This is a genomic window from Vibrio sp. K4 (assembly GCF_051122595.1).
GTDB lineage: Bacteria > Pseudomonadota > Gammaproteobacteria > Enterobacterales > Vibrionaceae > Vibrio > Vibrio owensii.
On the sequence record NZ_CP178577.1, the window covers coordinates 1,593,071 to 1,619,628 of the forward strand.

The following is a 26,558-nucleotide window of genomic DNA, read 5'->3' on the forward strand; positions in this document are numbered from 1 at the left end:
ACCGAGGTAACGACTATGACTACTCCAAAACGCATTCTTTACGTTCATTATGGTGATAACTGGATTCGCGGCAGCGAAGTAGTACTGCTTGACCTCATCACAAATATTGATCGCGACCAGTACCAACCGATTGTCTGGTCAAACTGCGAGCCTTTGATTGAGAGATGCCAATCTCTAGGCATCGAAGCAGAACATTCGAACTTCAGCCTTGTTGGCGGTTGGAACACGCCTCGCTGGGACATCAGTGGTTGGAACGATTTGATCAAACAAGGCACAGCGTTGATCGAAAAGCACAACATTGACCTTGTCCACGTAAACAGCGGCGGCCCATGCCAATGGATGTGCCTAGCTGCTCGAATGAATCACATTCCTTTGGTAACGCAGCTTCATTGCCACTACACCTTGCGTGACCGCTTCTCACTGGGTCTGCACCTTTCTCCAAAATTGATTTGTGTGAGTAAAGATGTGGGTCACGAGATTCTCAAAGATGGCTACCCAGAAGAACATCTTCATGTCGTTCATAACGGCGTGTCGTTGGAGAGTCACGATGCACCTATCGATGTCAAAGATCGTCTGGGCATTCCTCACCAAGCATTCACCTTTATTTCGGTTGGATCTCTCATTAAACGCAAAGGCTTTGACCGCTTAATCCAAGCCATGCGTATGCACAACTACCATCAACATAATCCGCATTTGGTGATTGTTGGTGATGGTGAAGAACGTATCGCGTTGAAGCAGTTAGCCGTTGATTTAGGTGTGGAGGATCGTGTGCATTTTGTTGGGGAACAACACAACGCCGGAGACTGGATGAAAGGTAATGTAGATGCCTTCATCAGTGGTGCTTACGAAGAGGCATTTGGTCTTGTTCTTGGTGAGGCGGCACTAGCGAAGTTGCCAATCATTGCACCAAAAACAGGTGGTATCCCGGAGCTGTTTGAGCACAACCACAGTGCCCTATTGTTCGCCAATCACGGTATGGCGAGTCTGTTAAATGCGATTCAGCAAATGATTCAAGATGCGCCGCTACGAAATAAGCTAGCCGAGAATGCGCATCAACACGCGAATCAGCATCTAACGGTTTCTGCCTCAGTAAAAGCGATTGAAGACATTTACCACGATGAACTGACGCAGAAAGAACTGACACCTATGCCTGTCAGCCACTGTATGAAACCAATTTCGCGCTGGTTAAACATCAACTAAGGAGCTCACCATGAAACGTGTATTGATGTTTGACGCCATCCCAATGCAAGGCGGTTCGAAAATTGCCAACGCTGAGTTGATTAAACAGTGTGACCAACGTGATGTGATTAGCTATGTCGTGACGACAAATCCAGAACACTGGACTGCCACATTCAGCTCAAACCCTCGCGTACAGGTATTGAAAATCAAGCGTTCTCCATTCACGTCTCATCATGGTATCGCTTATTGGTTGATGAACTGTTTTTACCTGGTGCAACTGATTTTGGTCACGTTCAAACTACCAAAACTCGACTGGTTTATGGGCTTGTCTTCACCAAACAACGACATGCCTTTGTACCTGCTTCGTCTGTTCAATCGCAAACCTATCGTGCAAATGGTGCATGGTCCAGTCGGCGTGTCTCGCTCATCTGGCTACTGCTTAGTAAAAGCGTCTGCGATTCATTATTTATCGAACACTCGTGCTTCCATGATTGATGCGCTTGCTGCCTATTTAAAAATGCCAAAACCGGCGGTAGAACGCTTTTGGACAACCTTAAACACCTCTTCTTTTGTGAACGGCTTGTCTTCAGAACGCGCGCCAAAGCAAGCAAACCCGATTTCTAATCGAGTGTTCTGGGCTGCCAGCCTCTTGAAATGGAAGAACGTTGATCTGTTGCTCGACGCGATGAAGCTGGATGAGTCAGCGAACCTAAATGCGACCATCTGCTACATCAAACCTAACATTGAAGGCGTTGAATGTTCACAGCCAGATTTCACTCAGGCAAACATTGAATGGCACGAATCGCCAGACAACCTTGACGAGCTACGAGCACAGTGTGGTGTGTTTGTGTCGACCAGTGAGAACGAACCGTTTGGGTTATCAATTTTAGAGGCGTTAGCCGCTGGTATGTGTGTCGTGATTCCACATGACGACAGCTATTGGGATCGAGTGTTAACCCATGGCAAGAACTGCATTAAGTACACACCGAAAGACGCCGCTTCTCTTCACAATGCCATTCGACTTTTAAACGAAGCACCTTGGCTAAAAGTCACCATGGGGATGGAAGCACTAAACGTTGCGAGTTTATACACCGCAGAACGTTGTTACTTCGATATTACCCAACAGCTTTGTACTGACCCGACTAATAAAGCTCAAGACAGCGCAAAGAAGCGCGACAACGTCAAAGGATATGACCATGTCTAAAGCCATGACCAATATGTCTCTGTTCGCCATAGCGTTGGTGATCAACAAAAGCATCAGCTTAATCATGCTGCCAGTGCTTCCTCAATTTCTATCGCCAGAGCAAATGGGCAAACTTGAGTTACTCACTTCTTTCGGTGTTGTCACTGCGCTACTTGCGAGCATGGCAATGCACGAGGCCCTTTACCGCTTTGTTGGTGTAGAGAAAGACAACGAGAAGAAAGCGACCATGCTTAACCAGATCTACTCGCTTTCTGTTTGGATCGCAGCGGCGATTGGTTTGGTTTTACTGCTTGCGATTCTAGTTGCTCCGATACCTAGCCCGTTTTCTCAGTTTGAATTTATCGTACTGATGCTAGCTATTATCTTGGAGGGCGCGATTGGTATTGGTACTGCTTGGCTGCGCATGCAAGATGACAAAGCAAAAACGCTGCTTAGCGTGATGGTCACCACTACCGTGCTTCAAGTTGTATTCATTGTTGCCGCTCTGATGATTCACCCACACGTCATTTCTGTGTTACTTGGTGGCCTACTGGCCGCTGTTATCCAATTTACCTGGCTGCACATTATCAATAAATACAGAGTGGTCATGCCTGACATGGCGATTGCAAAGCAACATCTACATTACTGCATCCCTGTCATGATGTCTGCGCTGGTTGCTTTTTGCTTGAATGGAGCCGAGCGTTGGTTCATTGGTGCGAACGCTTCACTAGCAACACTTGGTGTTTACGCGATTGCGGTGAAGTTTGCCATTGGCATGTGTATTTTGGTTCAACCATTCGGTATGTGGTGGATGCCACGTCGCTTCGCCTATCTAGAGCGTAATCGTGGTAAAGAAGCTGTAAGAATTTCTCACTTCGGCATGATTTATATTGCAGCACTTACTGTCCTAGTCGCGACCCTTGCCTTCATTATGATCAGCCAGTTTTTACCAGAAACGTATCAAGAAGCCGCGCTTTACACATTGTTTCTTCTGCCAATCGCTATGATCAAAGAATGGAGCGAACTGCTGAACATCGCGATTCTTTACAAACGTCGCACTCGCTGGTTGCTGGGAATCAATGTCGTTGCCGCTGGCGTCGCAATTACTCTTCTATTTGCGCTTTCTTCTCTTGGTATTTATGGCGTATTCATCGCGCTTTACTACGCGCAACTAGCCAAACTGGCGATGACGTTCGTGATTGGACAACAGTGTATGCAGCTTCCTTTCCACCTAAGTTTGATGGTCGCATTACAAATCATCTCAGGAGTGGCACTGTTCCTGCTTTACTCTACTCAATCCATCGGAAGCGCGATTGTGATTTGCATTTTGACATGCACACTGCTTGCAGGCATCGCCTTCCGATACATGTCTAAGGAAACACGTAGCAATCTTGTGATGAGATTAAGAACGGAAGCGAAAAGAGTGACGTTATGAATGCCACGGATGTGAGACCAACCCAAATCATCGCTGCGATAACCATTACTGTGGTTATCGCTTTAGCGTGGTTGGTGATGCCGCATCCGATTTTGATTGTCGCAATTTGTTTTGCTCCGCTTGCCATCTTGTTTGTGCTCAACCAAACCTTTTGGCTTGTGACTCTGTTCGTCATCTTCTCTTTCTTTCGAATTCACGAAGCGTTTCCCGTTATCTACAACTTCAAAATCCCATTATTGTTGTCTTTGGGCGCACTTGGAGCGCTGTCTTTTCATCTATTGATCAGTCGTCAGCTATCGGTCTTCTGGCACCCTTCTTTAAAGTGGCTGTTCATCTTCTGGGCGTTAGTCATCATCGGTATTGTGTTCGCCTCGGCACGCGACATCGCGATTACCGTGTTCAAGAATACGTATTGGAAGATCATTGTGATGACACTGGCGATCACTTGGCTTATCACCACCCCCAAACAACTCGCACAAATGTCAAAAGCGATTATCGTTGCTGGGTTGTTGGTCGGACTCGTTGCACTTTATAACGCCACTAACGGCATTGATATCGTTGAAGGAACGCGTGTGTCGATTGGTCGTTCATTCGGCTCGGTATTAGGCGACCCCAATGACTTGGCGCTGGTTTTGATGTTCCCCCTCGCCTTTACGGTGAGCCAATTGGTCGAGAAACGGTCGTCCATGTGGCTGCGAGGGTTCGCGCTGCTCACTTGTATCATTCTGTTTATGTCTATCCTTGAGACACAAAGCCGCGGTGGTCTATTAGGAGCGCTTTCAGTTTTCGCGTATTTCGCGTTCAAACACATCAAGAGTAAGGCATTGGTTGTCTTCCTAGGCTTAGTCGCGGCTTTGATTCTTTATGCTGTAGCTGGGATCTCTGGGCGAGCATCGGGCGGCGCAGCGGAAGCCGGTATTGATGCCTCGGCAATGGGACGTTTGTACGCTTGGGAAGCGGCTTTCAAAATGGCACTCGATAACCCAATCACAGGCGTTGGTTTAGAGAACTTCTACTACAACTACTTCTTCTATAGCCCGCATTGGGATGGCATTAACCATGCAGTGCACAGTACTTGGTTTGGTGTACTGGCTGAAACCGGTTTTGTTGGTTTAGCGGTTTTCATTACTCTGATCGTTTCTCTGGTAAAAACGTCATTGAGTTCCATTTCACTTCTGACTGAAAAATCCCACTTCACCCTATCTGTAGGTGCAAACGCCGTATTGAGCGGACTTATCGGCACCATAGTCTCGGGGACCTTCCTCACTCAAGGCTTCACTTGGCCGATTTACATACTTGCCGCACTAACCATAGTGATAAATCGCATCGTTCAAACTGATTGTCAAAATGAGAAACCTTCACTCTCTCAAATTAAGAAATAACCTAACTTATTGTTTTAATAAAACTTAATTCCTTGGCACGCATCGTGATACGTCTTTGAGTAACAACAACGAATCAATTGGCTCAAGGAGAGAACGATGACAGATATCGTAGTATTTGGAGAAGACTTCGGCGGCTTGCCATCTTCCACTCAACATCTGATAAAGCACCTAGCGAACAACCATCGTATTCTTTGGGTCAATTCTATTGGCTTAAGGCAGCCAAAATTTACGCCGAAAGACGCTAAACGCCTCGTCACTAAACTGACTGGTTCAGTCAAACAACAAGACAAGGTCCAAACGCCTTTCGGTCGTGAAGAAGACGCAAACATCCACACCATTACTCTGTTGACGATTCCCGCTCCCAAATCGAAATGGGCACGTAGCGTAGCGACGAAAATGATGAAACATCAACTGAGCAAAAAGCTGAATGAGCTAGGCTTTCAACATGCCGTTTTTTGGACATCACTGCCTACCGCTGTGGACATTTGTCGAGAAATGAGCACCAAAGGCGTTGTTTATTACTGTGGTGATGACTTTGGCGCGCTAGCAGGTGTGGACCACCAAACCGTTTTAAAACATGAAGCAGACCTGATTGACAGCGCAGACCTGATTCTGGCTGCGAGTGACAAACTCGCCGCTGAGTTTCCACAAGAGAAAACCGTTACCCTACCGCATGGCGTGGATTTCAGTTTGTTCTCAGAGCCAGCAGCCAAAGCGCAAGATATGCCAAACAATGGTCGCAAGGTCCTGGGTTTTTACGGCAGCCTATCAGAATGGTTAGATTACCGTTTGATAGAACAAGTGGCCGATCAAGCGCAAGATTGGGACTTGGTCTTTATTGGTCCAAATGAATTTCCTCACAACCCGTTGCCACAACGAAGCAACGTCCATTACCTAGGACCGCGAGCACATCAAGATTTACCTAGCTACTCACAGCATTGGGATGCGAGCTGGCTACCATTCGTCGATAACGCGCAAATTCAAGCCTGTAATCCACTTAAACTGTTGGAATACCTCGCAACGGGTACACCAGTCATCAGTACGGCTTTCCCAGCACTTAAGCCTTACCAACACATGTTGCATGTTGTGGCGGACGTGGATGATGTTTGTGCAAGCCTCAATCACTTACTCCCACCACCAGAAGGATCACTCTCGATCATCCAACAACAAAGTTGGCAATCAAGAGCACGTCAAGTTGAGCAATTAGTGAGGGCGTTATGAACGATTTAAGAGACAACATCACCCTATTACTGCACGGTGCGTGGCGACGTCGTTACCTGATTGTCATTCCTATGTTGGTGTTACCAATCTTGGGGTTTGTCGTCAGTAAAATGATGCCTACGAAATATGTGGCGCACACGAGCATGTTGATTCAAGAAACAGCAAAAATGAACCCGTTCCTTGAGGACCTTGCCGTCTCGACTATGCTGAAAGACCGCTTGAGCGCATTAAGCACCTTACTAAAAAGCCGTCATGTGCTGTATTCGGTTGCTCAGGAACAAGGCTTGATTGACGACACCATGGGTCCGAAAGAGCAAGAGTTCATCATTAAAGATCTTGCTAATCGTCTCACGGTTCAACAGCTTGGTAAAGACTTCATTCAAATCCAGTTAACCAGTGGTAAATCTGAAGGCATGGAAGAAGTGCTTGGTTCCGTCAGCGACCATTTTGTGGAACAGTTGCTTGCACCAGAGCGCTCTTCAATTAAAGATTCAAGCCACTTTCTTACCATTCACATCGATAAGCGCCGCGAAGAATTGGATAAAGCCGAGCAAGCTTTTGCGGAGTACAAAAACGCCTACTCGCACGCGACACCAGAGATGCAAGCGCAAAGCCTGACTCGTTTAGCGAGCCTAAAGCAGACATTGGCAGAGAAAGAAGCGGAACTAGCAGGTGTAAAACGAAGCTTGGGTAGCTTGGACCAACAGCTTTCAAAGACCAACCCAGTGATTGGTAAGATTGAGGAACAAATCATCGAGATCCGCAGTGAATTAACCCTACTTCGCGCCAAGTACACAGAAGCACACAGTATGGTTCAAGGTAAGCTGCGCGAACTAAATCGCCTAGAGCAAGAGCGTTCGGTTCTACTCAACTCAAAACAACCTGAAATGAACAGCAATCAGCTTTGGGATATCGCCAGTACAGCAACGGTAAGCAATATTGGTGATGCGCAACCTCTGCTTGTTTCTCAGCTTCATCAATTGCAAATCATGCGCGGGCGATACGAGTCGCTTCAGGAAGAAACCATTAGCCTGCAAAGTATGATTCAGGAACTAGAAGTCAATGCAAACCGTTTTGGTAGTACCGCAACTGAAATCAACCGTCTCGCTCGCGACGTGACAGTGAAACGCGAGTTGTATGACGAACTGGTTGAACGTTACGAAATGGCACAGCTCACCGGGTCTTTAGGTGTGTTTGAGGAAAACAAACGTGTGAAAGTCATTGATGAACCTTACACACCAACGATTCCTGCCAACCTGCCAGCGTTTGTATTTGTCATTTTAGGATTCATTGGCGGAGCAGGTTTAGGGATCGGTTTGGCAACCATTGTTGAACTGGCTGACAATTCGATTCGCTCGCGTAAGACTCTCGAGAAACACCTTGGGGTGCCAGTGATTACGACCATTCCCAAAATCGCCTTTTAGGCCGAATACTTGACTGCTCCTTGGTGCGATGGTGTTACTCCATTCGCACCAAGCTGAGTAAGGTATAGGTTTCAACACTCGCATTCACCTTTAGCAAACGCATCAATACGACGTCTTGTCCAATACCGTGATGATTCAACACAATCAGCTTAGGTTTCGACAACAAAACACGTGCAATCAGAATCTGGTTATACAGCGTTTTGTCTAAATGGCGTCCGAACTCAGCAACCCCACAATCTAAACGCTCTGGACTGATGCCGACAAACAGACACACACTGCTTATCTCCTCTTCAGAGGCTCGACGATTGCCATATCGAATGTTGGTCAAAACCGTACCTCGAAACAGCTGACATTGGTCATCGATGATGTAAACATGCCGACGCAATGAAGAATTGTTGATGGTTCGAATGTCCATTTTCTCCAACGCGACATCCCCCATGTAGTCGGTCACAATCCCACTCAATACGGTACAAATTGCGGTTTTGTTGATTGGGTCGATGCTCGACAGATCAATCGAACGCCCTTTGAAGATATTGACCGATAAGTTTTCACCGGAGAACGGAACGGAGAAGTTCTTAATGCACAAACACAAAGCAAGATCAGTATCAATTTGATGAATTTGACGCTTGTAATTACCCCGCGTGCGACTCATCGCCAACTCCAAACGTTCCTTGGCGACATAGTAAGTGACGGCATAGCCCCAACTGATGGTGATGTCTCTTAGCGCGTTAAATAACAAACCGATGATCAGCATCAGAGTGCCGAAATTTTGCCCCACCGGATGCTCTTGCCAAACTTGGTGAGTGAACAATAACGCAAGAAGAATACAAAACCACATTGCCGTTTGCTGAGTGAGAACAGCTTGGAAAACGCTATTTTGCTTTGATGTATCACCCAACATCTCGCTGCAGCGATTAAGGCGTCGCCCTTCACGTTTAATCTGACGAAACTGATTCACACTTTGGTAGCCCATAATGCGCTCGCATAAATGCCCGCTCAAACGACCTCGGTCAGTGCGCAGTGTTAAAGCAAGTTCGGTTAAGCGTGGCGTCAGCGCCAAAGACAATGAAAAAAGCCCAGCAACCACCCAAGACACTTGCCAACTAAAACTCGGCCACAAGTAGAAGATCAACACGAGATAGCCAATAAATGAAAACCCGCTGGTGACTAACGTCGCCGCCCCTAAACTCGCCCAGTTTTTAATGTTGTTACTGTCAGTGATCATTCGACTCATCGACACGCCAAGCCTTCTCGGAGGTTGTTCGTTCTTAGGCGACATCAACTCGGTATAGAGTTGATGTCGTATGTCTTTCAAGTAATGCTGACCAAGCTTCTCGCCTAAATAGCTTTCGACTATCGTCAGCAAGTACGCCCCAATTCCCAACAACAAGAAAAGCACTAGGTTGTTAAACTCCGCATCATGCCAAAGCGTATCGAGCACCAAGACATTCCCGACGTTGAGTGCGGAGATGATCAATCCTAGTATCACTAACTGAACCAGCCAGCGTTTTCTCACGCCGGAAAAAAGGGCGTGCAGCTTCATGCGAGTTCGAGCTCCGGTGTCATGCTTGGGAAGTGCAGTAAAGACTTCGAAATACTGGGCTCAATAAGCAAATCTAAGCCATAGACTGGCGTGTCTATTTGTTGCGTAATCTCACGGGTAGACAAGGGTGACGCACACACAATACCGCTGACAGCGGAGACGGAATAACCTTGATTACTCAACCACTGGACGCCTGCCGTTGCACCTAATGACTCTCTCGCCGCAAAAACGACGTTTGGGAAGCGGGCTTTAAACTCTCGATTCTCAAGTAATTCTCTGGTTTCTTTCTGGAAGATCCCGTCGGCTATCTCAACCACAATGGCGTTACACCCAAATCGAATCAACTCCTGAGACAGACGATCGACAATATTCATCAGGTCAAAACTGTTTACTTTAAAGGTGGTGGCGTGACCTGCATCTGTGAAATCAAGCGCAATATAAGCACCGGAGTCTTTCATTAACCAAAGGTCGCCGCCTGCCCCGGTTCCAGTCACCTTCATCGCGCCAACACGATAACCGGCCTTGTTCAGACCTCTGATGATGTGCGCGGCAGAAGTGGTTTTGCCTGCGTTCATAGAAGTACCAACCACCGCTACGCTCGGGACGAGATCAACCAAGTTCGATTCATCCACAGCGAAATCGGACACATTAATGATTTTGCCCGAGTAATCAGCAATAAGACCAACAGGTTGAATGACCGTTGGCGATTTGGTCTTCGAATGCCAAGAGATCGCTTGAGCAGCAATCCCACCCGCTGCCACCAAATGGCACTCTTCGAGTGAGCCTGGTACAACAGCTTCAAACTGATCCGGCGCATAGCGATGCCCGTACGCCAAGATGATCTCGTCTCCTTCAAACAACGCGGCGCGTCGTCCGTCCGTTCTCTCTCCAAATTTGTGATGACCAACCTGCACAATTTTCGCCAATACAAGATCACCAGATTTTGGCTTGCTTACCCCATTTCCTCCAACGAGAGATTGCATAAGTTCAAGAGGAACACGACGGGTTACAAAAGTTCGCTTAGCCGAAGCAATACGGTAAGCCTGACTCAACATAATCATAAGAATTCTCCATTTCTACCATCTGTAGAGATGCGTTTTTTCAACTCGATTTCCGACTTAGTGGTATCAACGCCCTGCGTATTTGGTCAGGTTTTGCGCTGACAGAAAGCACTGTAGAAAACCAAATGTGAAGCAGTTGTGAAGAACTGATGGTTTGAAATAAAAGATTCATGAAACTTATTAGTCAGATTCCAAATAGCTGCTAACCAATTGAATTCTCGCTCCTCTTGACATGACGAAATTTGAATCTCAATTTGAGAATCTACCCTTCTCGTTTTGACTCACTTTGAAAGATAAGATTTAAACCACTGAATTTTAATAGGTTTATTTCTGGCATACAGACTGCAATGAACTGGATAAGCAAAATTAAGGGAAATGCGTCGAGGGCCAGGAATGAAAAACTCAGAGACTAAAAACTCAAGCAATAATGGCAACGTGATCGTTCACATCGTTCAGCACCTTGCTCCGGGTGGTTTGGAAACTTTGGTGCTTGAGATGCTTCGCTTTGCCAAAGCCGAAGACTCCGTTTTTGTTATCAGCCTAGAGGGAAACAAACAAACTGCGCTAAATCATTGGGAAAAGTTGGCGGACTTTGAAGACCAACTCCACTTTCTAAACAAGCCGTCTGGTTTGCATCTATTAACCTTCAAGGTTTTGAAAGCAAAATTAAAACAACTGGATGCAAACGTCGTCCATACACATCACATTGGGCCTTTGCTGTACGGTGGCACCGCAGCTCGTTTGAATGGCATCAAAACCTTGATCCACACTGAGCATGATGCGTGGCATTTAAACAATAAAAAAGCCGCGAGACTGCAATCGACGCTTCTTAAAGTGCTTCGCCCTCAAGTCGTGGCAGATGCAGACTTTGTCGCTGACCAAATTACGAATAAGTTGGGATATCAGCGCGTAAGCACCATCCATAATGGAATCGACTGCGAGAAATTCACCGATGGCAATCCACAAAAAGCACGTGAGTTTTTCTCTCTTCCTACCGACAAGTTCATTGTGGGTACCGCGGGTCGCTTGGAAACGGTGAAAGGACAAGAGATCCTCATCAAAGCCTTTTCTCATCTGCCACAAAACACCCACCTTGCCATTGCTGGTTGCGGCAGCCAAAGAGGCATTCTTGAAGCACAAGTTCGCACACTTGGGTTAGGAGACAGAGTGACTTTCCTCGGATTAGTCAGCGACATGCCTCGTTTTTATCAAAGCCTAAACGTGTTTTGCCTTCCTTCACTTCAAGAAGGTTTCCCTCTATCCACATTAGAAGCACAGGCTTGTGGCGTACCTTGCATTGCAAGCGATGTTGGCGCGGTAAAAGAAACACTGTGCCCACAAATTGGAGCGCTCGTCGAACCGAACAAAGTGCCAATGTTGGTAGATGCGCTATCGCTGCAATTATCACAAACACCCCAATCACCGAGAGCACACATTCTTAAGCATTTTGACATTCGCAATATGGTGAACCGTTACGCTACATTGGCTCAGGGAGAGAACGCATGATTGATCTACTATGGACGGCTGGTTTTGTTTTGTCTGCGCTACTGATTATCTATCATCACGTCGGTTATCCTTTGGTTTTGAATTGGTTATCAGCACGCAGAGAACAACGAAAAGCGAAAAAGAATGCAAGAAAACAAAAAGCAAAAGAGCGCTGCTACAAAGCTTCAAAGCGTGACTGCACACTGCCAAGTGTCACGGTGATCGTTCCTGCTTACAATGAGGAACAATGGATAGCAGAAAAAATCCGTAACCTAGCAAGCCTAGACTACCCAAGAGATAAATTGGCCGTCGTCATTGCTTGCGATGGCTGTACAGATAACACCGCAGCGATTGCACAAGATACGATTCAAGAAGCCATCTGCGCAGACACTCTGTTCATTGTTCACGACCATGAGGTAAACCGCGGTAAAGTCGGATTAATCAACGTGGAAATGGAGAGCGTCACTTCAGATATTACTGCATTAAGTGATGTGTCTGCCCTCGTCTCTTGCGACTCGCTCTTATTGGCCAGTCAGCATTATCAAAATGAGAAAGTGGGTGTGGTGAACGCAACCTATCAAATCATGGCGACACAAAACCAAGGCGAAGCAGCTTACTGGCAATATCAATCGAACGTGAAGTACAAAGAGTCATTGATCGGCTCAACCATTGGTTCTCACGGCGCATTCTATACCTTCAGAACCAAACTGTTTTCGCCATTAGAGCCTGAGATCATTAACGATGACTTCATTTTGCCAATGCGCATTGTGCTTCAAGGTTATGACTCCGTTTATGAACCAAAAATGTTAGCCATCGAACTGGAAGAAAGCTCAGACAGTTCGGACTTCAAACGTCGCCTACGTATCTCGGCGGGTAACATGCAGCAGTTCTTGAAATTGAAAAAACTGTTATTACCCCGCTATCGTGGCACTGCATTTGCATTTCTATCGGGAAAGGTACTGCGTCTTGCGACACCTTACCTAATGATTATGTGTTTGGTGAGTTCATTACTGCTGATTCACTACCCAGCATTTCAATTTCTGATGCTGGCACAACTGGCAGTCTACTCAGTTGCTCTCATCACTTACTTAGTACCAGTATTAAATTTGTTTAAGCCATTTAAGTTAATCAATTACTTGGTGGTTGGACACATAGCTAACTTCGCAGGCGGACTACGCTACCTACTTGGAATGGAAAACGGACGCTGGAAGCGCGTTAATCAATAAGGAAAGCATCATGAAAACTTCACGCTACGACTCAAATATTCATCTAGCAAAACGTGCTTTCGATGTGGTTGTTTCACTGCTCATCTTGCTCGTCACCATGCCGATTATGCCTTTGATTGCGTTAGCAATTGTGATGAACTCAAAAGGCCCTGTGATTTATCGTCAGCTTCGTGTTGGACGTTGCACACCGGAAAAAATGGATCTGTTTGAAATTATGAAATTTCGAACCATGTATGTGGATGCAGAACAACGCTCTGGTGCGGTATGGGCTTCTGAGAACGACCCACGTATCACTCCGGTTGGACGCTTCCTACGTAAGACTCGCTTGGATGAGCTTCCACAACTGTTCAATGTGCTAAAAGGTGAAATGTCTTTGATTGGACCTCGTCCAGAGCGCCCTGCTTTCTATCAAAAGTTGGAAGACGAAATCCCTTATTTTGTTGAACGCACTTACGGTGTGCTACCTGGCATCACAGGTCTAGCCCAAGTAAATCAAGGTTATGACTCTTGTATCGAAGACGTTCGTCGCAAGGTAGGTTTTGACCACAGTTACGCACTGAGCTTGAGTTCTTTCTACTCGTGGATTTCCATGGACATTGCCATCATGAGCAAAACACTAGTAGTGATGATTGACGGTCGCGGCCAGTAAACCACAGAGGCTCAACTGATTAGAAAGAAACAAACAATGAAGAACCGTTACTCTTGCCATTGGCGGCGCATATTCTCTATCGTCGCTGATGGCACACCATGAATGCTCGGATACTCACCTCGACAAACCTGTACTTCCACTTCAATCTGCTTTTTCTCACAGTGCTTCAAATACCGCTTCATCTCCCAATTGCGCACAAACGTGTTACTGACGATCACAGTTTTTCCTTTGCTTAACCATTTGCGGGTTTGTTGAAAGCACCACTCATGCGCGTCAGCCAGCTTTGTGCCATCAAAATGGTATTCACCAATTTCATTCTCAAAATACATGTCAGCTTCAAAATGTTTTGCTTTGAGCTGTTTGGACAATTTCTTGGCAAGTGTCGTCTTACCAGAGCCCGGTAAACCACGGATTAGAAGAAGTTTCGCGTTAGACATAATGGGTTGATTTCAGTGAAAAACCAGCAAACTGTACGCTATTTTTATAGAAAAGAAAGCGAAAGCAACCACAAGGTTTTGCCATTCTCGGAATCCTGCTTCCATTTGCGTAAATAATCGCGATGCGCCATTAATTTTTGTTCCCTCCTGTCGCATTTGAAACTAGAATGCGCGCGCATTTATTGAGCCCTAAAAAGTCACTAAAAGTTAGGCACTTATAAACCAAAACTCAATATCTGTGAGCTTTTAGATTAAGTTAATCTCAACCAACTCGCCATCCAGACGACGATGGCATTTCATAAGGGTTTAGTCTTTGAAAAGAAGTCTTCTTTCAATCCTTGTCGCTTCGCTGCTGTTTGGCTGCGGAGGCGATGAAAACAAACACTCAACAAGTACCACACCTCCAACGGTCGAACCAGATTTACCGCCTGATCAACCAGATATTGGCGTAACGACCTACCAAGGCAAGCTGTTCATTAACGGTAAACAGATCACTGGCGATATTCAGTGTGATGGACAAGACATCAGTGAGTCTGGCTACTTCACCTACACTGCTTCAGAAGGCCAGTTTGATTGTCAATTTGGTGGTGTGACTTTAGGTGAGTTCAGTTACCAGATCCCTGAGCAAACTCGTATGGGTTCACAGCCAGCTGAATTAACGCAAGCCTATGACCTAAAAGACGTACTCGGCCAACACGCAAACAATGCCACTAAGCTGTTAAACAAGATCGACACGTGCCCTACTCAGGACGCACAAGTGTGTTTGGATGAAATCAACAGTTATGACATCCAAGACTTATACGAAAGTGACGATCAAGCTGCGATTGATGAGTTCCTCAATCCAAGTGTTGCAAACGAAGGTGAACAACCAAGCGCGCACGTTGACCCAGAACTTCAACCAGAAGTCACTCCGGGCGCAAGCAACAACTTAACGGGGTCGTTTGTGTCTGCCAATGCAGAGGCGACTTACGAATACAAACCAAGTGCAGCCAACAAACCGTTGACCAAAAGCCGTTTGACCGACTCGCAAGGAAATGCGCTTGCTGGCGTCGAGTTCTTTAGCCAATCCGCACGCGGAATCACGGATGCCAACGGTGAATTTGAATACCTTTGGGGTGAGAACCTGATCTTTGGTATCGACACCTTTACTCTAGGCCAAGTGAAAGGAAATAAGGTCAATTACCAACTTGCAGATTTAAGCGACAGCCCATTGGTGAAACAGAACCTTGATGCGTTCGTTCATCGCTATGGTGTGTCTTCTGGCAACCATATTGAAATCAGCGATACCGTTCGTCAGGTGTTTGCACAATACCCGAACGTTATTAACGAGCTGATCAATTTGAGCCTACCAAACGGCGCAAAAATTGAAGGCACGAACTTCACCACGCCAAATGAGTTCGAAGCGCAATTCAGCCAAGGTTTAACACAAATCATTGATGGGCAACTAAAGCAGACGCCTCAATGGTCAGGCTTTGCTGCCCCTATGCTACGTACGGTTCGCGCTTCTGGTAGCAATTATGTCACGCACTCTTTACATCAGATTTATGTTGGCGTGGATAGCGTGCACATCTTCCATGATAACCATGGTTGGGGTGGCTCTGGTTACACACGTGCAATGCGCAACTTCAACCTAACCAATGAAGCGTTCCCTGTTCTGATGCCACGTAACGACAACAGTTACTGGCTTCCGTTTGGTCAAGAAGCAGCGTGGACTCGTGGTTCAGGCAAAGATCAAAAAGCCTACATTGTGGATGCCACAACCATTGATGAAAACTCAACGGTGGTTATGCAGCGCCCAGAAGTGATTTCCAAACAAACCGCGACCTTTAATCTACCAACCATGACGGCAGGTATGATTGGCTCGGGTAAAGTGGTGTTCTTGGGTAACGCGATGTACACCTCTATCTTCTCTTGTCCAGAAAACTACTGGGCAGGCGCAGATCTGGGCATCGACAGCGAAGCGCAGCAATGTCGTTACAGCACGCCTCACAACCAAGAAGCACAAGATGCGGATACTCGTACCGACCACGGCAGCATGCAAATCATGTTCAGCAACTTGATTGATTGGTTAGTGCCGAATGCAACGCAAGAATCTGTCGCGATTGCTACCAACATCAACAAAGGTCACGCATTCCGTTGGGATCGCAAAGAAGGTCAAATCTACGATTTCTTTGTCAACCCAAGCTATAAATTGGGTGAAATGGACGTACTAAGGAGCGGCCAGTTTGATTCATTAGATCCAACCTCTACACCACTGCTTTTGCTTCAGTCTTACGAAATCAAAACTGATGGCTACGCGACAAAATCCGTCGTGTCCGACATCAACCAACCTAAGTTGGACGCAGACGACGTCACAGCGCTGATCGAATACGTAAACAACGGCGGTAGCATCATCTTCTTTGATGCTTTAGAAGAGAGTAACCCAGAGCCGATTGCTCGTTTAGCGGATGCGGCAGGCGTTTCTGTTGGTGGAGCGAACGTTGCCAAGACATTCCAGTCTCTGTGTACGGACAGCTATTGGTGTCACAGCACATCAGGTCCGAACGTACCTAACCTGCATACCGTCGCAGAGCACGACCTCGTGGTTTATGAACGTTATGCAGACACGACTAAGATTGAGATTAATGACAACGGTACGGTGACATGGCCGGGTAATATCGACATGCCTACCCTTGAGATACCGCTATACAAAGTTTCCATTGATGGACAAGAGCATCAACGTTATGCATTCCACATGGTGAAGTCGGAACAAGAGAAACAAGCAGCAATCGCAGAGCTTCAACGCGAGTTTCCTGGCGTTCCGGTTTGTAAAGACAATTACCAATACGAAGTAAACTGTATTGAAGTGCGAGAAGGCCATGGCATTCCGAGCCGTGGTAACCACCATCGCCCAGACTTTACTCGTTACGAAATGAGCCCTGAAGTCGTGGATAGCATGGTAAAAGCGGCGAACTTAGGTGCCAACATTGATCGTCTACTTTCTCACGAGCTTTACTACCGCAGTAAAGGGGAAATTGGTGAACGCTTGTCGCAAGCTGAGCTAACTTCAACCTACGATAACCTATCCGTTTGGCTTTGGAATGATGAGCAATACGAATTCAATCCAAACGTACAAGATGAGCTTGGCTTCAAACGTGCGGTCGAAATGCTGAACTGTTACACGAGCAACGCACATCAAGGCGGTAATGTTTGTGGTCAAGAGACGCGAGAGCAACTTGCTAAATGGTCAATGATTACCGAATCAGGCGAGCTGAACCCGTCTTACCCTCTTAACTGGATGGAAAAGCCGTTAACACGCATGATGCTGGGTCGCTCTTACTGGGATTTAGAGATCAGTGTCGATACAACGGGCTACCCTGGTCGCCCTGTTCAATCAGGCAGTGCAGCGAGCGTTGCGATTCATACCGACAACAAAACCGTAATTGGTACGGCAGGCAGCATGCAATCGACAGGCTTATGGGCGCCACAACTTGAAGAAGTCACCATCTCTGGTGGTGTAAAAGCGTCTATCATTGTTGCTTTGGTTGATGACCTGACGGGCCGTGCAAACCACGAACTGAGCTTGAAACGCCCACCACGCGTGCAAAAGACTTTCCAATATGACGGTTCGTCTTTGAGCTTCAAAGTACCTTACGGTGGTTTGATTTACATTCAACCGCTAGAAGTGGATTCTCGTGACGTTGTGACGTTTAACTTCACTGGTGTGCTTCGTGCGTCTTGGTGGAAGGACGGTGCTTGGTTAAACCCAATCAACACTGACGTCCCATTGGCAGAAGTCGATTCAGGTCATTTCGTCTACACGACGCCAGTGAAAAACGTACTGGACACAGACGTACCTAAGTTTGCCGATGAACTGAATGCATTCGCGAACCATGCGAGTGATTTTTACGGACGCGATCAAGTCACGGCAGAAGGGAAACACCGTCGATTTACTTATGATGCCCTGCTCGCAAACCGACATCGCTTCGTGAATGATGTGCAAATCTCGATTGGTGCGGCGCACTCAGGCTACCCAGTTCAAAGCAACAGCTACTGGCCAACATGGACTGTCGTTCCATCAAACCCAACCAATGACTGGTTGCTATGGCATGAAGTCGGACACAACCTCGCTTCAGCGCCGTTTATGATGGCAGGCTCTACTGAGGTCACCAACAACATTCTTGCCCTTTACATGCAAGAACAGCGTGAATCAAAGCCATACATGGACCGCATTGCGAGTGATCTATCCAAGTCACCATTATGGCTCGACCGTTTTGAAGGCCATGCTTGGAGTGAAGCGGATGTCGGCATGCGCTTAGCGATGTTCGGCCAGTTAAAGCTTTGGGCAGAAGACCATTTCAACATCGATGATTGGTATACGAATCAAGCCGATAAGCCGAGCATCTTTGGCGAAGACCAAGGCTGGAACTTCTTCAAACTCGCACACCGTAAAGCACGTGGTGACAGCATTGGCGACCAAGGCATTAACTACTGTTCTGCACAAAGCAGCCTGTTAAGCCAAGGTGATCTCATGATGGCATGTACCTCATACCTGACCGGATACGATCTGACAGATTACTTCCGTATGTGGAACCCATCAGAAACCAAAGCCAACCTGCCAAATGGCACTGTTGATTACTCTGGTGGTTTAACGCCTGCCGGTTTCAACGCAGTTGCGACGATGGATTTACCGAAACCAGATAAGTCTCCTTCTGAGTATTTGTCTGTTAAGTAACCCGTAAGACGATAAAAGCCGACAGAATTCGATTCTGTCGGCTTTTTTGTATCACTCAGCTTGTTTTGGCAAAGTGCCGAAAAGGTAATCTACAGGGCCATCAGCTCTTGCTTAGTTTGCTTATCCAACTTTTCTATCGCATATCGAAACGCCGTTCTCGGCATCTTGCTATGCTGACGTTTCAAGTAGTCCACCACTCGCTCTGGTTCTTTTTGCGCCAACACTTTGAGCATCCAACCATAGCCCTTTTGCACTAAGTAATGGTCATCTTCAAGCAACAAATCCGCTATGTGAAAAGGCTCAGTCCCTTTATACAGACCTTTATTGATCGGATAGATAAGCGTCACAGCGGCTGCTCGCCTCACGGCAAAGTTATCACTCTTTACCCACTCCAATGTGCGAATAAACAGGCTGTTGTCTTGAGCAATAAGCGCACCGAGTGCATGGGTGCAAAAATCATCACAATCATTCCAATCGGTAATGTATTGATAAAGCCAAGATTCGAATCGATCGTACGTGGCGGCGTCATAATGCTTTTTTACTCTGAACGCCCAATCAAACGCAATCACGCTTAATGCCCAATCACGCTCTGCCAGCAACGTTTCACATTGCTCAAAAACGAAGTCTGCTTGCTTACTATCTAAACTTCGGAAACCATCGGCAGAGATCGATCTCACCAAGCCCGTACGCACTCGCTTATCTGGGTATCCAATCTCACTTAACTGTTGAGTTAACGTTTCTACAATACTCATTGTTTTTCTTTCTGTACTTCCATTTCGATACGTTTAGCATGAATCAACCACCAAGGTCGTCCATCAAACAAACGAGAGCCAACTTGTTCAACTTCCAACATCAATCCGTCAACAACTTCTTCAGGTAAGACTTTTCTTAATTGAACTTCATGACTCACCCATTCTTGATAGACCGCATGCCAAAATTCGGAAATGCCCTCTCTTTCAGTGGCCTCGATTAATTCAAATCCGTTTTTTTCGAGCGCTAAACGCCATGCGCTTCCGAGCTTTTTAAACTTGGGCGATCCTTCTAATGGTTCTCGTGTCGTGAAGATCAGTTGCCCACCTTTGTTAAGTAAATGATGGATATCCGATAGCACTTGGTCTTCATCTCTTGCAAATGGCAGTGCATCAATGCTGATCACACTGTCAAACTTTGCTGAAAGACTGGATAAATTCTCAAACTCTAATTTGAAAAACTCGATGTTTGAGCCTTTCAATGTATGTTGTTGAGCATACTCAATCGCAAATTCAGAGCGGTCGACGCCTAACACGTGACAGTTTAATGTCTGGTTCAGCCAGCGACTAAAACCACCAGATCCACAACCTAAGTCCAATAAAGTCTCGGGGTTGCCCGCAATGAGTTTACCTTGGAGTTGTTCGAGTAACTGAACAGTGCAACTGCTGTAAGGCTGTAGTTCAGAGGGATACTTCTCGCCTGCCGCTTTGGTCCATAACGAATTAAAGAGAGCGTTGTTTAAACGGTATTGATAGCTATCCATAAAATTACTTTGCGTGCTGTCTGCGTAACCACTCTCGTGCGGCTTCACCCATGCTTGTTCCTTCTGCGTCGTTCATCCACTGCATAAAGCCGCGGTCAAACTTGAAATCGTCTCCACATTTGGATTTGAAGTAACGACGTACATTTTGAGTGCTCTTATAGGAAGACGTAATTAACGTGTTGTCTTCAATATGGTTTTTATGCCAATCCACTTTGCTCACATGTCTCTCCCTTTGTGCTTTGTAGCGACTCCTTGCTCAAAAGAAAGAGTGACATCTTCTATGAACTACATCCACCTTGAGTCCGCGAATACTTCATTTTTGCCAATTCAGTCATATTTCCGTGGTTTATGTATTGTGCTGACAAGAATCCAAATTGGAACGGGACACGAATATTTACATATCTCGTTGTAATCAGTTTAAGAAAGAGTCGGTCTGCCATTAGGAACCTTCACTACTCAATAAAGGAATGAAAATGAAAGAAACGCTCCAACCAAAACTTCAACGTCAGTTAGGATTAGGGCTGTTAGCATTGCGCTTAAGTATCGCGTTGGTATTTATCATGTGGGCGCTAGATAAAGTGCTGGTACCAGAGCATGCAATGAAAGTGTTCTCTGGCTTCTATGGCTTAGATATTTCGAGTGGATTTTCTGTCGCGTTAGGTATTGCCCAGTTGGTGTTCATCGGGATCTTTGTGGCTGGACTTTGGAAGAACCTGACTTATCTTGCGATTCTGGTATTACACGCAGGTTCGACCTTTTCTTCGTTCGCGAAGTACCTAGACCCGTTCAACAACCTATTATTCTTCGCGGCGTGGCCGATGCTTGCTGCGTGTTTCGCTCTCTACCTATTGCGAGATCATGACATCTATGTGTTGAGAAAACAGCCTCAAGCGGTTACGGCTTAACTCACCACTAGCGACTGAGACACAAATAAAAAAGGGAGGCTTCACACCTCCCTTTTGTTAACTGAATATCGGCACTTCGACCATCGAAGTATGATAAAACGCGTAACGCCCTTTACCCAACTGCTTCGCTCGGTACACCGCCATATCGGAACAGTGCAGCAGAATATCAATATCGCGCCCCACGCCCTCTGTGAGAACAACCCCAATTGACGCAGTTAAACTAATATCAATGCCTAAACGATCCGCTGTGCTTTGTAATTTAGCGAGGAACTTATCTAGTTTAAGTTCTAACTCACGCTTAGTTCGAAACTCTTGCGTTAACACCACAAACTCATCACCACCAAATCGGCCGATGATGTCACGCTTGTGACCAAAACTCTCTCTCAACACGGCCACAAACAGAGCGATAACTTTATCGCCCGCTAAGTGACCGTATGTATCGTTGATGTACTTGAGGTTATCCATATCAAAGAAGATACAGGCTTTGGGCGTATTACTAAGAGATAACGACTTCTCTGCCCCTCGCAAGAAATACTCTCGCGTGAGCAACCCACTGCGTGAACAAAACACGCCATTGCGGCTGGCTTGAAGAACTTGTTCAAAGTGCTCTTTTAGCTCCATCGAGCTGTCGTTGAACACTACTTTGCTCTCTTCTAAGAATCGGTCAAGCGGTTGAGTTAAACCGACCACCTGCTTACCCATCAAGCGCGCAATAACGACGTAAATCGCGATAATCAACATCACGTTCGCACCAAACATCAAAGTTCCATCACCTAGCAAGGTACTGAACTTAGCTTTTGAAAGCAGAATCCAAGGCGTGCCTTCTATCTTAGTAAACTCAACATATGACAAATCAAAAGGCTTGCTGTAAGTGAAAAAGCCACCATTGGCCGTTTCGGTCAGCGCTTTAAGGTTCTTTTCACGGTCGAATAGCTTCTCGTAACCGTAGTTAAACAAGTTAATCCCAACATAATGCTTATCTTTGGAATGACTAATGACATTAAGATTTTCATCTAACAGTACGCTGTAGATGTCGTTTTCATTGTCGGTCTGGAGTGCGGTTTGAATTTCACTGAAATGAATAGACGCCGAGATGGTGCCCATCAAATCACCGAGTTCGTCAAACATAGGACGACACAGCACATAAACAATTTTTCCGTTTGAGACGTCGGTGAGAACGTCCGTCATCACCGCTTTCTTACTGCGGATCACTTGATGGAAGTAGTCACGATGAGCGATGGAATGCACTTTATTGTTGTGTGTGCTGACCATGTTCCCCACACCATCGCTGAATCCAATGCCCGCCAGTTCAAAGGCCTGCTTATATGGAACCGCACGTTGCGCACGCTCTTGCAATGTGATGTCCGATTCGATGAAGTGCTCATCTTTACTCATTGCACGTAGCAGATCACGGTAACCATCGACGATAGTACCAAGGTTGAGCTCTGCAGATTTAACATGGTATCGGGCTAGGTTTTTCGCTTCGTCGACCTGCTGGTATGCCCAGTAGGTGAAGTTAGTGAAAAGCGCGATCAAGACAATCGGGACAGTGTAACGCAGAGTGACCGATTGAAGACTTCGAGATACGTTCATGATTTAGTTATTGTTATTTGTTGTCGTATGGAGGTTAACTTTTTATTTAAGCCTTTTTCCCACTAACCTTTGCATCGTTTGAAGTACAACTCTGGGAAATCACAAGCACATATTTCACAAAGTCTCATTAGCGAGAAAATCCGACGATTATACCCACCCCTGTATATCGACACAGCCACTTTATGACCTTTTACGACAAAACATTTTACTCACTCGACAAATGATTTTTGTTTATAAATATCATTGCTTTGAATAATTCTCACTGAGTGAGAAACCCTATTTTTATTGATAGATTAGAAGATTTATCTCTTTCAAACACCGACCTTTTGTAACGAGCATCACAATTTTTATATGGCGAAAGTGTGAATTTTTCTGCTTGATTTCTAACAATTGAGATAGTTAGCCTACACTTTTCATATCAACTTATTGGATATGGACGTGCACAGTGGTCGGATCGTTTTCATGGAATAACCTATCTGTTAAGCACAAGCTGTTTAGCTTAGTTTTTTTACCCATCGTTTTACTCCTCTTTCTTGCGGGGCAACAAGTTCACAGGCTTTCCACTCAGGCTCAAGATCTGGAGAAAGCGCAGCTGTTTTCCGACTATATGGATAGCGTCTCTTATCTGTATAACTTGCCGAATAACAGCGAAGTGTCAGACAAAGAGTCGGAGATCAAAACCGTCACGCAGTCGCTCAATAATGAAGCCAAGAATATCTTTGCCGACAATGGCGTAGAAATGGCGGACCTGCTCGCGAGCCTGGAAGAAGCCAGTCTTTCTCTCGCAACAACAACGGACATGGATGAACGTTTAGACGTTGCAGAGTGGCGCGCAGACACCTACAAGCAGATTCTATTGGCGTTAGAAAAAGTCCCTTTTAATGACGCTACATTCGAAATCCAAGCCCACCTCTCTGCCCTTATGCAGATTGAATGGTTGATGTTTTGGTCCAAAGAAGAAAACCGACTTAGCCAATATCTGATTTACTCCGTTGAGCAAAACCAATTTTATGACGCTGACATCAGCAGCGAGATTGAATCGCTCGTCAAAAACCAACAATTGTTCCTTGAACGCTTCGTCACACTTAATGCCAACCAACAACAAGTTGAACTGTTGATCGAAACATTCACCAATGAAGTGTTCGTCCTTAGCCAAGAGTTCAGAAGCTTTCTGTTCAACGAGGAAGCGCTCAGCACTCTGCCAGAAGGTGAAGTTGCCGCAGGTTTAACCGCATTGAACGGACGCTTAGCGTTGCTTAAAAACGTCGACAACAAAATGACCGAGCAACTGAAAGCCGACGTGGACCATGCAATTACGACTGCAAACCAACAGCGCTTGATGTTCATCGGTATCATGTCTGTCATTACCATTTTGGTGATTAGCTTGGCGTTACGTCTGGTTCGTAAAGTGACGAGTAATCTTCAGTTGGTTTTGGAATTTCTTCGTCGCGATAGCTACAGTGAGGAATCGCCGCTTGAAGAGCTCGTTAAGGGTAAAGACGAATTAAGCAAGTTTGCTCAAGAAGTGGAAAGATTGAGTTATGAGCGTGAACAAGCCAACATCAAACTGACACAAGCAAAAGAAGACGCTGAACGCGCCAAAGACGATGCGATCAAAGCCAGCAAAGCAAAAAGTAGCTTCCTCGCAAACATGTCGCATGAAATTCGAACGCCACTTAACGGTGTTATCGGTATATCAGAAGTGCTATCTGATACCTCCCTCACTGCCACGCAACGCGACTATGTGGATACTATCGAGACTTCATCGCAACTACTGTTGAGCTTGATTAACGACATTCTAGACTTCTCAAAAATTGAATCGGGCATGCTACTTATTAGCCCGCATTCAACTTGTGTTCGTGAGTCTATTTACGACATCGCTTCTATCGTTTCGCCTAAAGCCAAAGAGAAAGGCATCGATCTTCAAGTGAGCATCAGTCGTAACACACCTTTCCGTTTGATGATTGATGATCACCGCTTACGCCAAGTGGTGATGAACTTTATGTCTAACGCGGTTAAGTTCACGGAAAAAGGCACGGTGCTTCTTTCTGTTACCACCCATAGTGTTTCTGGCTCTAATGCGGTCATGGAATTCTCTGTTCGAGATTCAGGTATCGGTATCGATGAACAGCAACAGAAGAAAATCTTCGAACCATTTGCACAAGAAGACGACTCTACAACTCGCCAGTTTGGTGGTACCGGTCTTGGTTTAGCAATCAGTACTCAGCTCGTTGAGTTAATGGGCGGCAAGATTCAATTGGAATCTGAAAAAGGCCAAGGCAGTCGCTTTTTCTTCCAACTGTCCCCTTCTGTTGTTCAGCTAGACTTTGATGCCAAACATGCCGCGGCCAACAGCCAAATTTGGTTGGTTTGTGAAGATGCCGCGATGGAGAGCACACTACGTGATGAACTGAACTTCTATCGCATTGCGGTTCATCAATCCGTGACGAGCTTAGACGCCCTCCCAACTTGGATTAACGACAAAGAACACGTCATCGTCATCTACGCCGAAACGCGACCAAATGCTGCGATGGAAAGCGAAGATGCCTTCCACCGATTAGAAACTCAAAATGTACGCGTTTGCCTAATCAAACATCTGCAAAGCGACCAATTTGACTTCGGTGAAAGCGTCAGTGCAATGATCACGCAACCTCTGCTTGGCCAACGTTTGGTGAAAGCGCTTGAAAACTGTGAGGCCAAATTTAGCCAAACCGCTCAACGAGTCGCAGCAAGCGCGACAGCCAATACCAAAAACAAAATCTTGGTGGTCGATGACAACACAGTAAACCAAAAAATTGCGGGCTTACATGTGACAAAAGCCGGCTTCACGTTCGACCTCGCCGCCAACGGGCAAGAAGCGGTCGACATGTTCAAGAAGAACCAATACGCCTTGATTCTAATGGACTGCATGATGCCCGTTATGGATGGGTTTGAAGCAACAGAGAAAATCCGTCAAGTCGAAAAAGAAGAGAACCGCAGTTACCGCATTCCAATCATTGCGCTAACCGCCAGTGTGGTCGATGACGACATCCAGAAGTGTTTTGATGTCGGCATGGATGACTATGTACCCAAACCATTCAAAGCCAACATCCTTAAAGAAAAACTGGCAAAAGCCGTTGATATCCCGACAGTAGATAGCCCTGATGTAGTACCAACGCCAATCAGCGCAGCAGCAAAAACACGCCCGGCAGACAAGCCTGAAGAGCCTGCAATGAACACCTTGCCAAGCCGCTCAGAACGCATCTTGTTGGTCGAAGACAATACCGTTAACCAGAAGGTTGCGTCATTGCTACTGAGTAAAGCGGGCTATCAATTTGAGATTGCCGAGAACGGTCAAATTGCCGTGGACATGTTCCAACAAGATAACAGCTTCGACATCATCTTGATGGATTGCATGATGCCAGTGATGGATGGGTTTCAGGCGACAAAAGAAATTCGCGCTTATGAACGAGTTTCTGGTCTGCCTAAAACTCCGATCATTGCACTGACGGCAAGTGTGGTGGACGACGATATTCAGCGCTGTTACGACTCAGGTATGGATGCCTATGTGCCAAAGCCGGTGAGAAAAGAAAAACTTCTTCACCAAATTGAAAGTGTGATTTAACGGA

19 protein-coding genes are annotated in these 26,558 nt (G+C 46.1%); 12 read left to right on the forward strand and 7 right to left on the reverse strand.

The features are described from left to right. The first annotated feature begins 15 nt into the window (after nt 1–15). The 6 genes from ACLIIY_RS07235 to ACLIIY_RS07260 all read left to right on the forward strand — a co-directional run bounded on the left by ACLIIY_RS07235 (nt 16) and on the right by ACLIIY_RS07260 (nt 7,824). On the forward strand, nt 16–1,200 hold the full coding sequence (locus ACLIIY_RS07235; protein ID WP_434528405.1) for a glycosyltransferase: 1,185 nt from the start codon (nt 16–18) through the stop codon (nt 1,198–1,200). Nucleotides 1,201–1,210: 10 nt separating this feature from the next. Next, a complete protein-coding gene (locus tag ACLIIY_RS07240) occupies nt 1,211–2,383 on the forward strand; it encodes a glycosyltransferase family 4 protein (RefSeq protein WP_434528406.1) in 1,173 nt (390 codons plus the stop codon). Further along, on the forward strand, nt 2,376–3,797 hold the full coding sequence (locus ACLIIY_RS07245) for a lipopolysaccharide biosynthesis protein (RefSeq protein ID WP_434528407.1): 1,422 nt from the start codon (nt 2,376–2,378) through the stop codon (nt 3,795–3,797). Before ACLIIY_RS07240 ends, ACLIIY_RS07245 begins: the two co-directional genes overlap by 8 nt. Further along, a complete protein-coding gene (locus ACLIIY_RS07250; protein ID WP_331439514.1) occupies nt 3,794–5,179 on the forward strand; it encodes an O-antigen ligase family protein in 1,386 nt (461 codons plus the stop codon). Before ACLIIY_RS07245 ends, ACLIIY_RS07250 begins: the two co-directional genes overlap by 4 nt. Before the next feature lie 96 nt (nt 5,180–5,275). After that, nucleotides 5,276–6,400 (forward strand): glycosyltransferase, encoded by a 1,125-nt coding sequence (locus ACLIIY_RS07255; RefSeq protein WP_434528408.1) that lies wholly within the window; start codon nt 5,276–5,278, stop codon nt 6,398–6,400. Beyond that, on the forward strand, nt 6,397–7,824 hold the full coding sequence (locus ACLIIY_RS07260) for a GumC family protein (protein WP_054823653.1): 1,428 nt from the start codon (nt 6,397–6,399) through the stop codon (nt 7,822–7,824). The genes ACLIIY_RS07255 and ACLIIY_RS07260 overlap by 4 nt, the downstream gene beginning before the upstream one ends. 34 nt (nt 7,825–7,858) lie before the next feature. On the opposite strand, the gene ACLIIY_RS07265 is transcribed toward ACLIIY_RS07260, so the two are convergent. Beyond that, on the reverse strand, nt 7,859–9,367 hold the full coding sequence (locus ACLIIY_RS07265; RefSeq protein ID WP_434528409.1) for an ABC transporter transmembrane domain-containing protein: 1,509 nt from the start codon (nt 9,365–9,367) through the stop codon (nt 7,859–7,861). Next, a complete protein-coding gene (locus ACLIIY_RS07270) occupies nt 9,364–10,428 on the reverse strand; it encodes a molybdopterin guanine dinucleotide synthesis B family protein (protein WP_045410939.1) in 1,065 nt (354 codons plus the stop codon). The genes ACLIIY_RS07265 and ACLIIY_RS07270 overlap by 4 nt, the downstream gene beginning before the upstream one ends. Nucleotides 10,429–10,821: 393 nt before the next feature. Here ACLIIY_RS07270 and ACLIIY_RS07275 point away from each other — a divergent pair, with 393 nt between their 5' ends. The 3 genes from ACLIIY_RS07275 to ACLIIY_RS07285 are packed head-to-tail and all read left to right on the forward strand — an operon-like array spanning nt 10,822 to nt 13,788. Next, entirely contained in the window at nt 10,822–11,934 is a 1,113-nt protein-coding gene (locus tag ACLIIY_RS07275; RefSeq protein ID WP_045481210.1) for a glycosyltransferase, read from the forward strand. Beyond that, nucleotides 11,931–13,139 (forward strand): glycosyltransferase family 2 protein, encoded by a 1,209-nt coding sequence (locus ACLIIY_RS07280; protein WP_045481212.1) that lies wholly within the window; start codon nt 11,931–11,933, stop codon nt 13,137–13,139. The genes ACLIIY_RS07275 and ACLIIY_RS07280 overlap by 4 nt, the downstream gene beginning before the upstream one ends. A 10-nt stretch (nt 13,140–13,149) precedes the next feature. Then, nucleotides 13,150–13,788 (forward strand): sugar transferase, encoded by a 639-nt coding sequence (locus ACLIIY_RS07285; RefSeq protein WP_038896898.1) that lies wholly within the window; start codon nt 13,150–13,152, stop codon nt 13,786–13,788. A gap of 47 nt (nt 13,789–13,835) precedes the next feature. Here the strand turns inward: ACLIIY_RS07285 and ACLIIY_RS07290 are convergent, their stop codons facing one another. Continuing rightward, a complete protein-coding gene (locus ACLIIY_RS07290; protein WP_434528410.1) occupies nt 13,836–14,225 on the reverse strand; it encodes an ATP-binding protein in 390 nt (129 codons plus the stop codon). Between the two features lie 313 nt (nt 14,226–14,538). Here ACLIIY_RS07290 and ACLIIY_RS07295 point away from each other — a divergent pair, with 313 nt between their 5' ends. Beyond that, nucleotides 14,539–18,939: an SslE/AcfD family lipoprotein zinc metalloprotease gene (locus ACLIIY_RS07295; protein WP_434528411.1), complete on the forward strand. Its 4,401-nt coding sequence runs from the start codon at nt 14,539–14,541 to the stop codon at nt 18,937–18,939. 89 nt (nt 18,940–19,028) lie between these two features. On the opposite strand, the gene ACLIIY_RS07300 is transcribed toward ACLIIY_RS07295, so the two are convergent. The 3 genes from ACLIIY_RS07300 to ACLIIY_RS07310 are packed head-to-tail and all read right to left on the reverse strand — an operon-like array spanning nt 19,029 to nt 20,672. Further along, nucleotides 19,029–19,691, reverse strand: coding sequence for a DNA alkylation repair protein (locus tag ACLIIY_RS07300; protein WP_045481222.1), 663 nt, complete (start codon nt 19,689–19,691; stop codon nt 19,029–19,031). Next, nucleotides 19,688–20,500: a class I SAM-dependent methyltransferase gene (locus ACLIIY_RS07305; RefSeq protein ID WP_434528412.1), complete on the reverse strand. Its 813-nt coding sequence runs from the start codon at nt 20,498–20,500 to the stop codon at nt 19,688–19,690. Before ACLIIY_RS07305 ends, ACLIIY_RS07300 begins: the two co-directional genes overlap by 4 nt. Continuing rightward, on the reverse strand, nt 20,457–20,672 hold the full coding sequence (locus ACLIIY_RS07310) for a DUF6434 domain-containing protein (RefSeq protein ID WP_045481228.1): 216 nt from the start codon (nt 20,670–20,672) through the stop codon (nt 20,457–20,459). Before ACLIIY_RS07310 ends, ACLIIY_RS07305 begins: the two co-directional genes overlap by 44 nt. A 253-nt stretch (nt 20,673–20,925) precedes the next feature. Here ACLIIY_RS07310 and ACLIIY_RS07315 point away from each other — a divergent pair, with 253 nt between their 5' ends. Continuing rightward, nucleotides 20,926–21,357: a hypothetical protein gene (locus ACLIIY_RS07315; RefSeq protein ID WP_033006358.1), complete on the forward strand. Its 432-nt coding sequence runs from the start codon at nt 20,926–20,928 to the stop codon at nt 21,355–21,357. A 57-nt stretch (nt 21,358–21,414) separates the two neighbouring features. Here ACLIIY_RS07315 and ACLIIY_RS07320 read toward each other — a convergent pair whose 3' ends face one another. Beyond that, entirely contained in the window at nt 21,415–22,950 is a 1,536-nt protein-coding gene (locus tag ACLIIY_RS07320; RefSeq protein WP_039840941.1) for a diguanylate cyclase, read from the reverse strand. Nucleotides 22,951–23,395: 445 nt separating this feature from the next. Here ACLIIY_RS07320 and ACLIIY_RS07325 point away from each other — a divergent pair, with 445 nt between their 5' ends. Beyond that, nucleotides 23,396–26,554 (forward strand): response regulator, encoded by a 3,159-nt coding sequence (locus ACLIIY_RS07325; RefSeq protein ID WP_434528413.1) that lies wholly within the window; start codon nt 23,396–23,398, stop codon nt 26,552–26,554. The last annotated feature ends 4 nt before the right edge of the window (nt 26,555–26,558 follow it).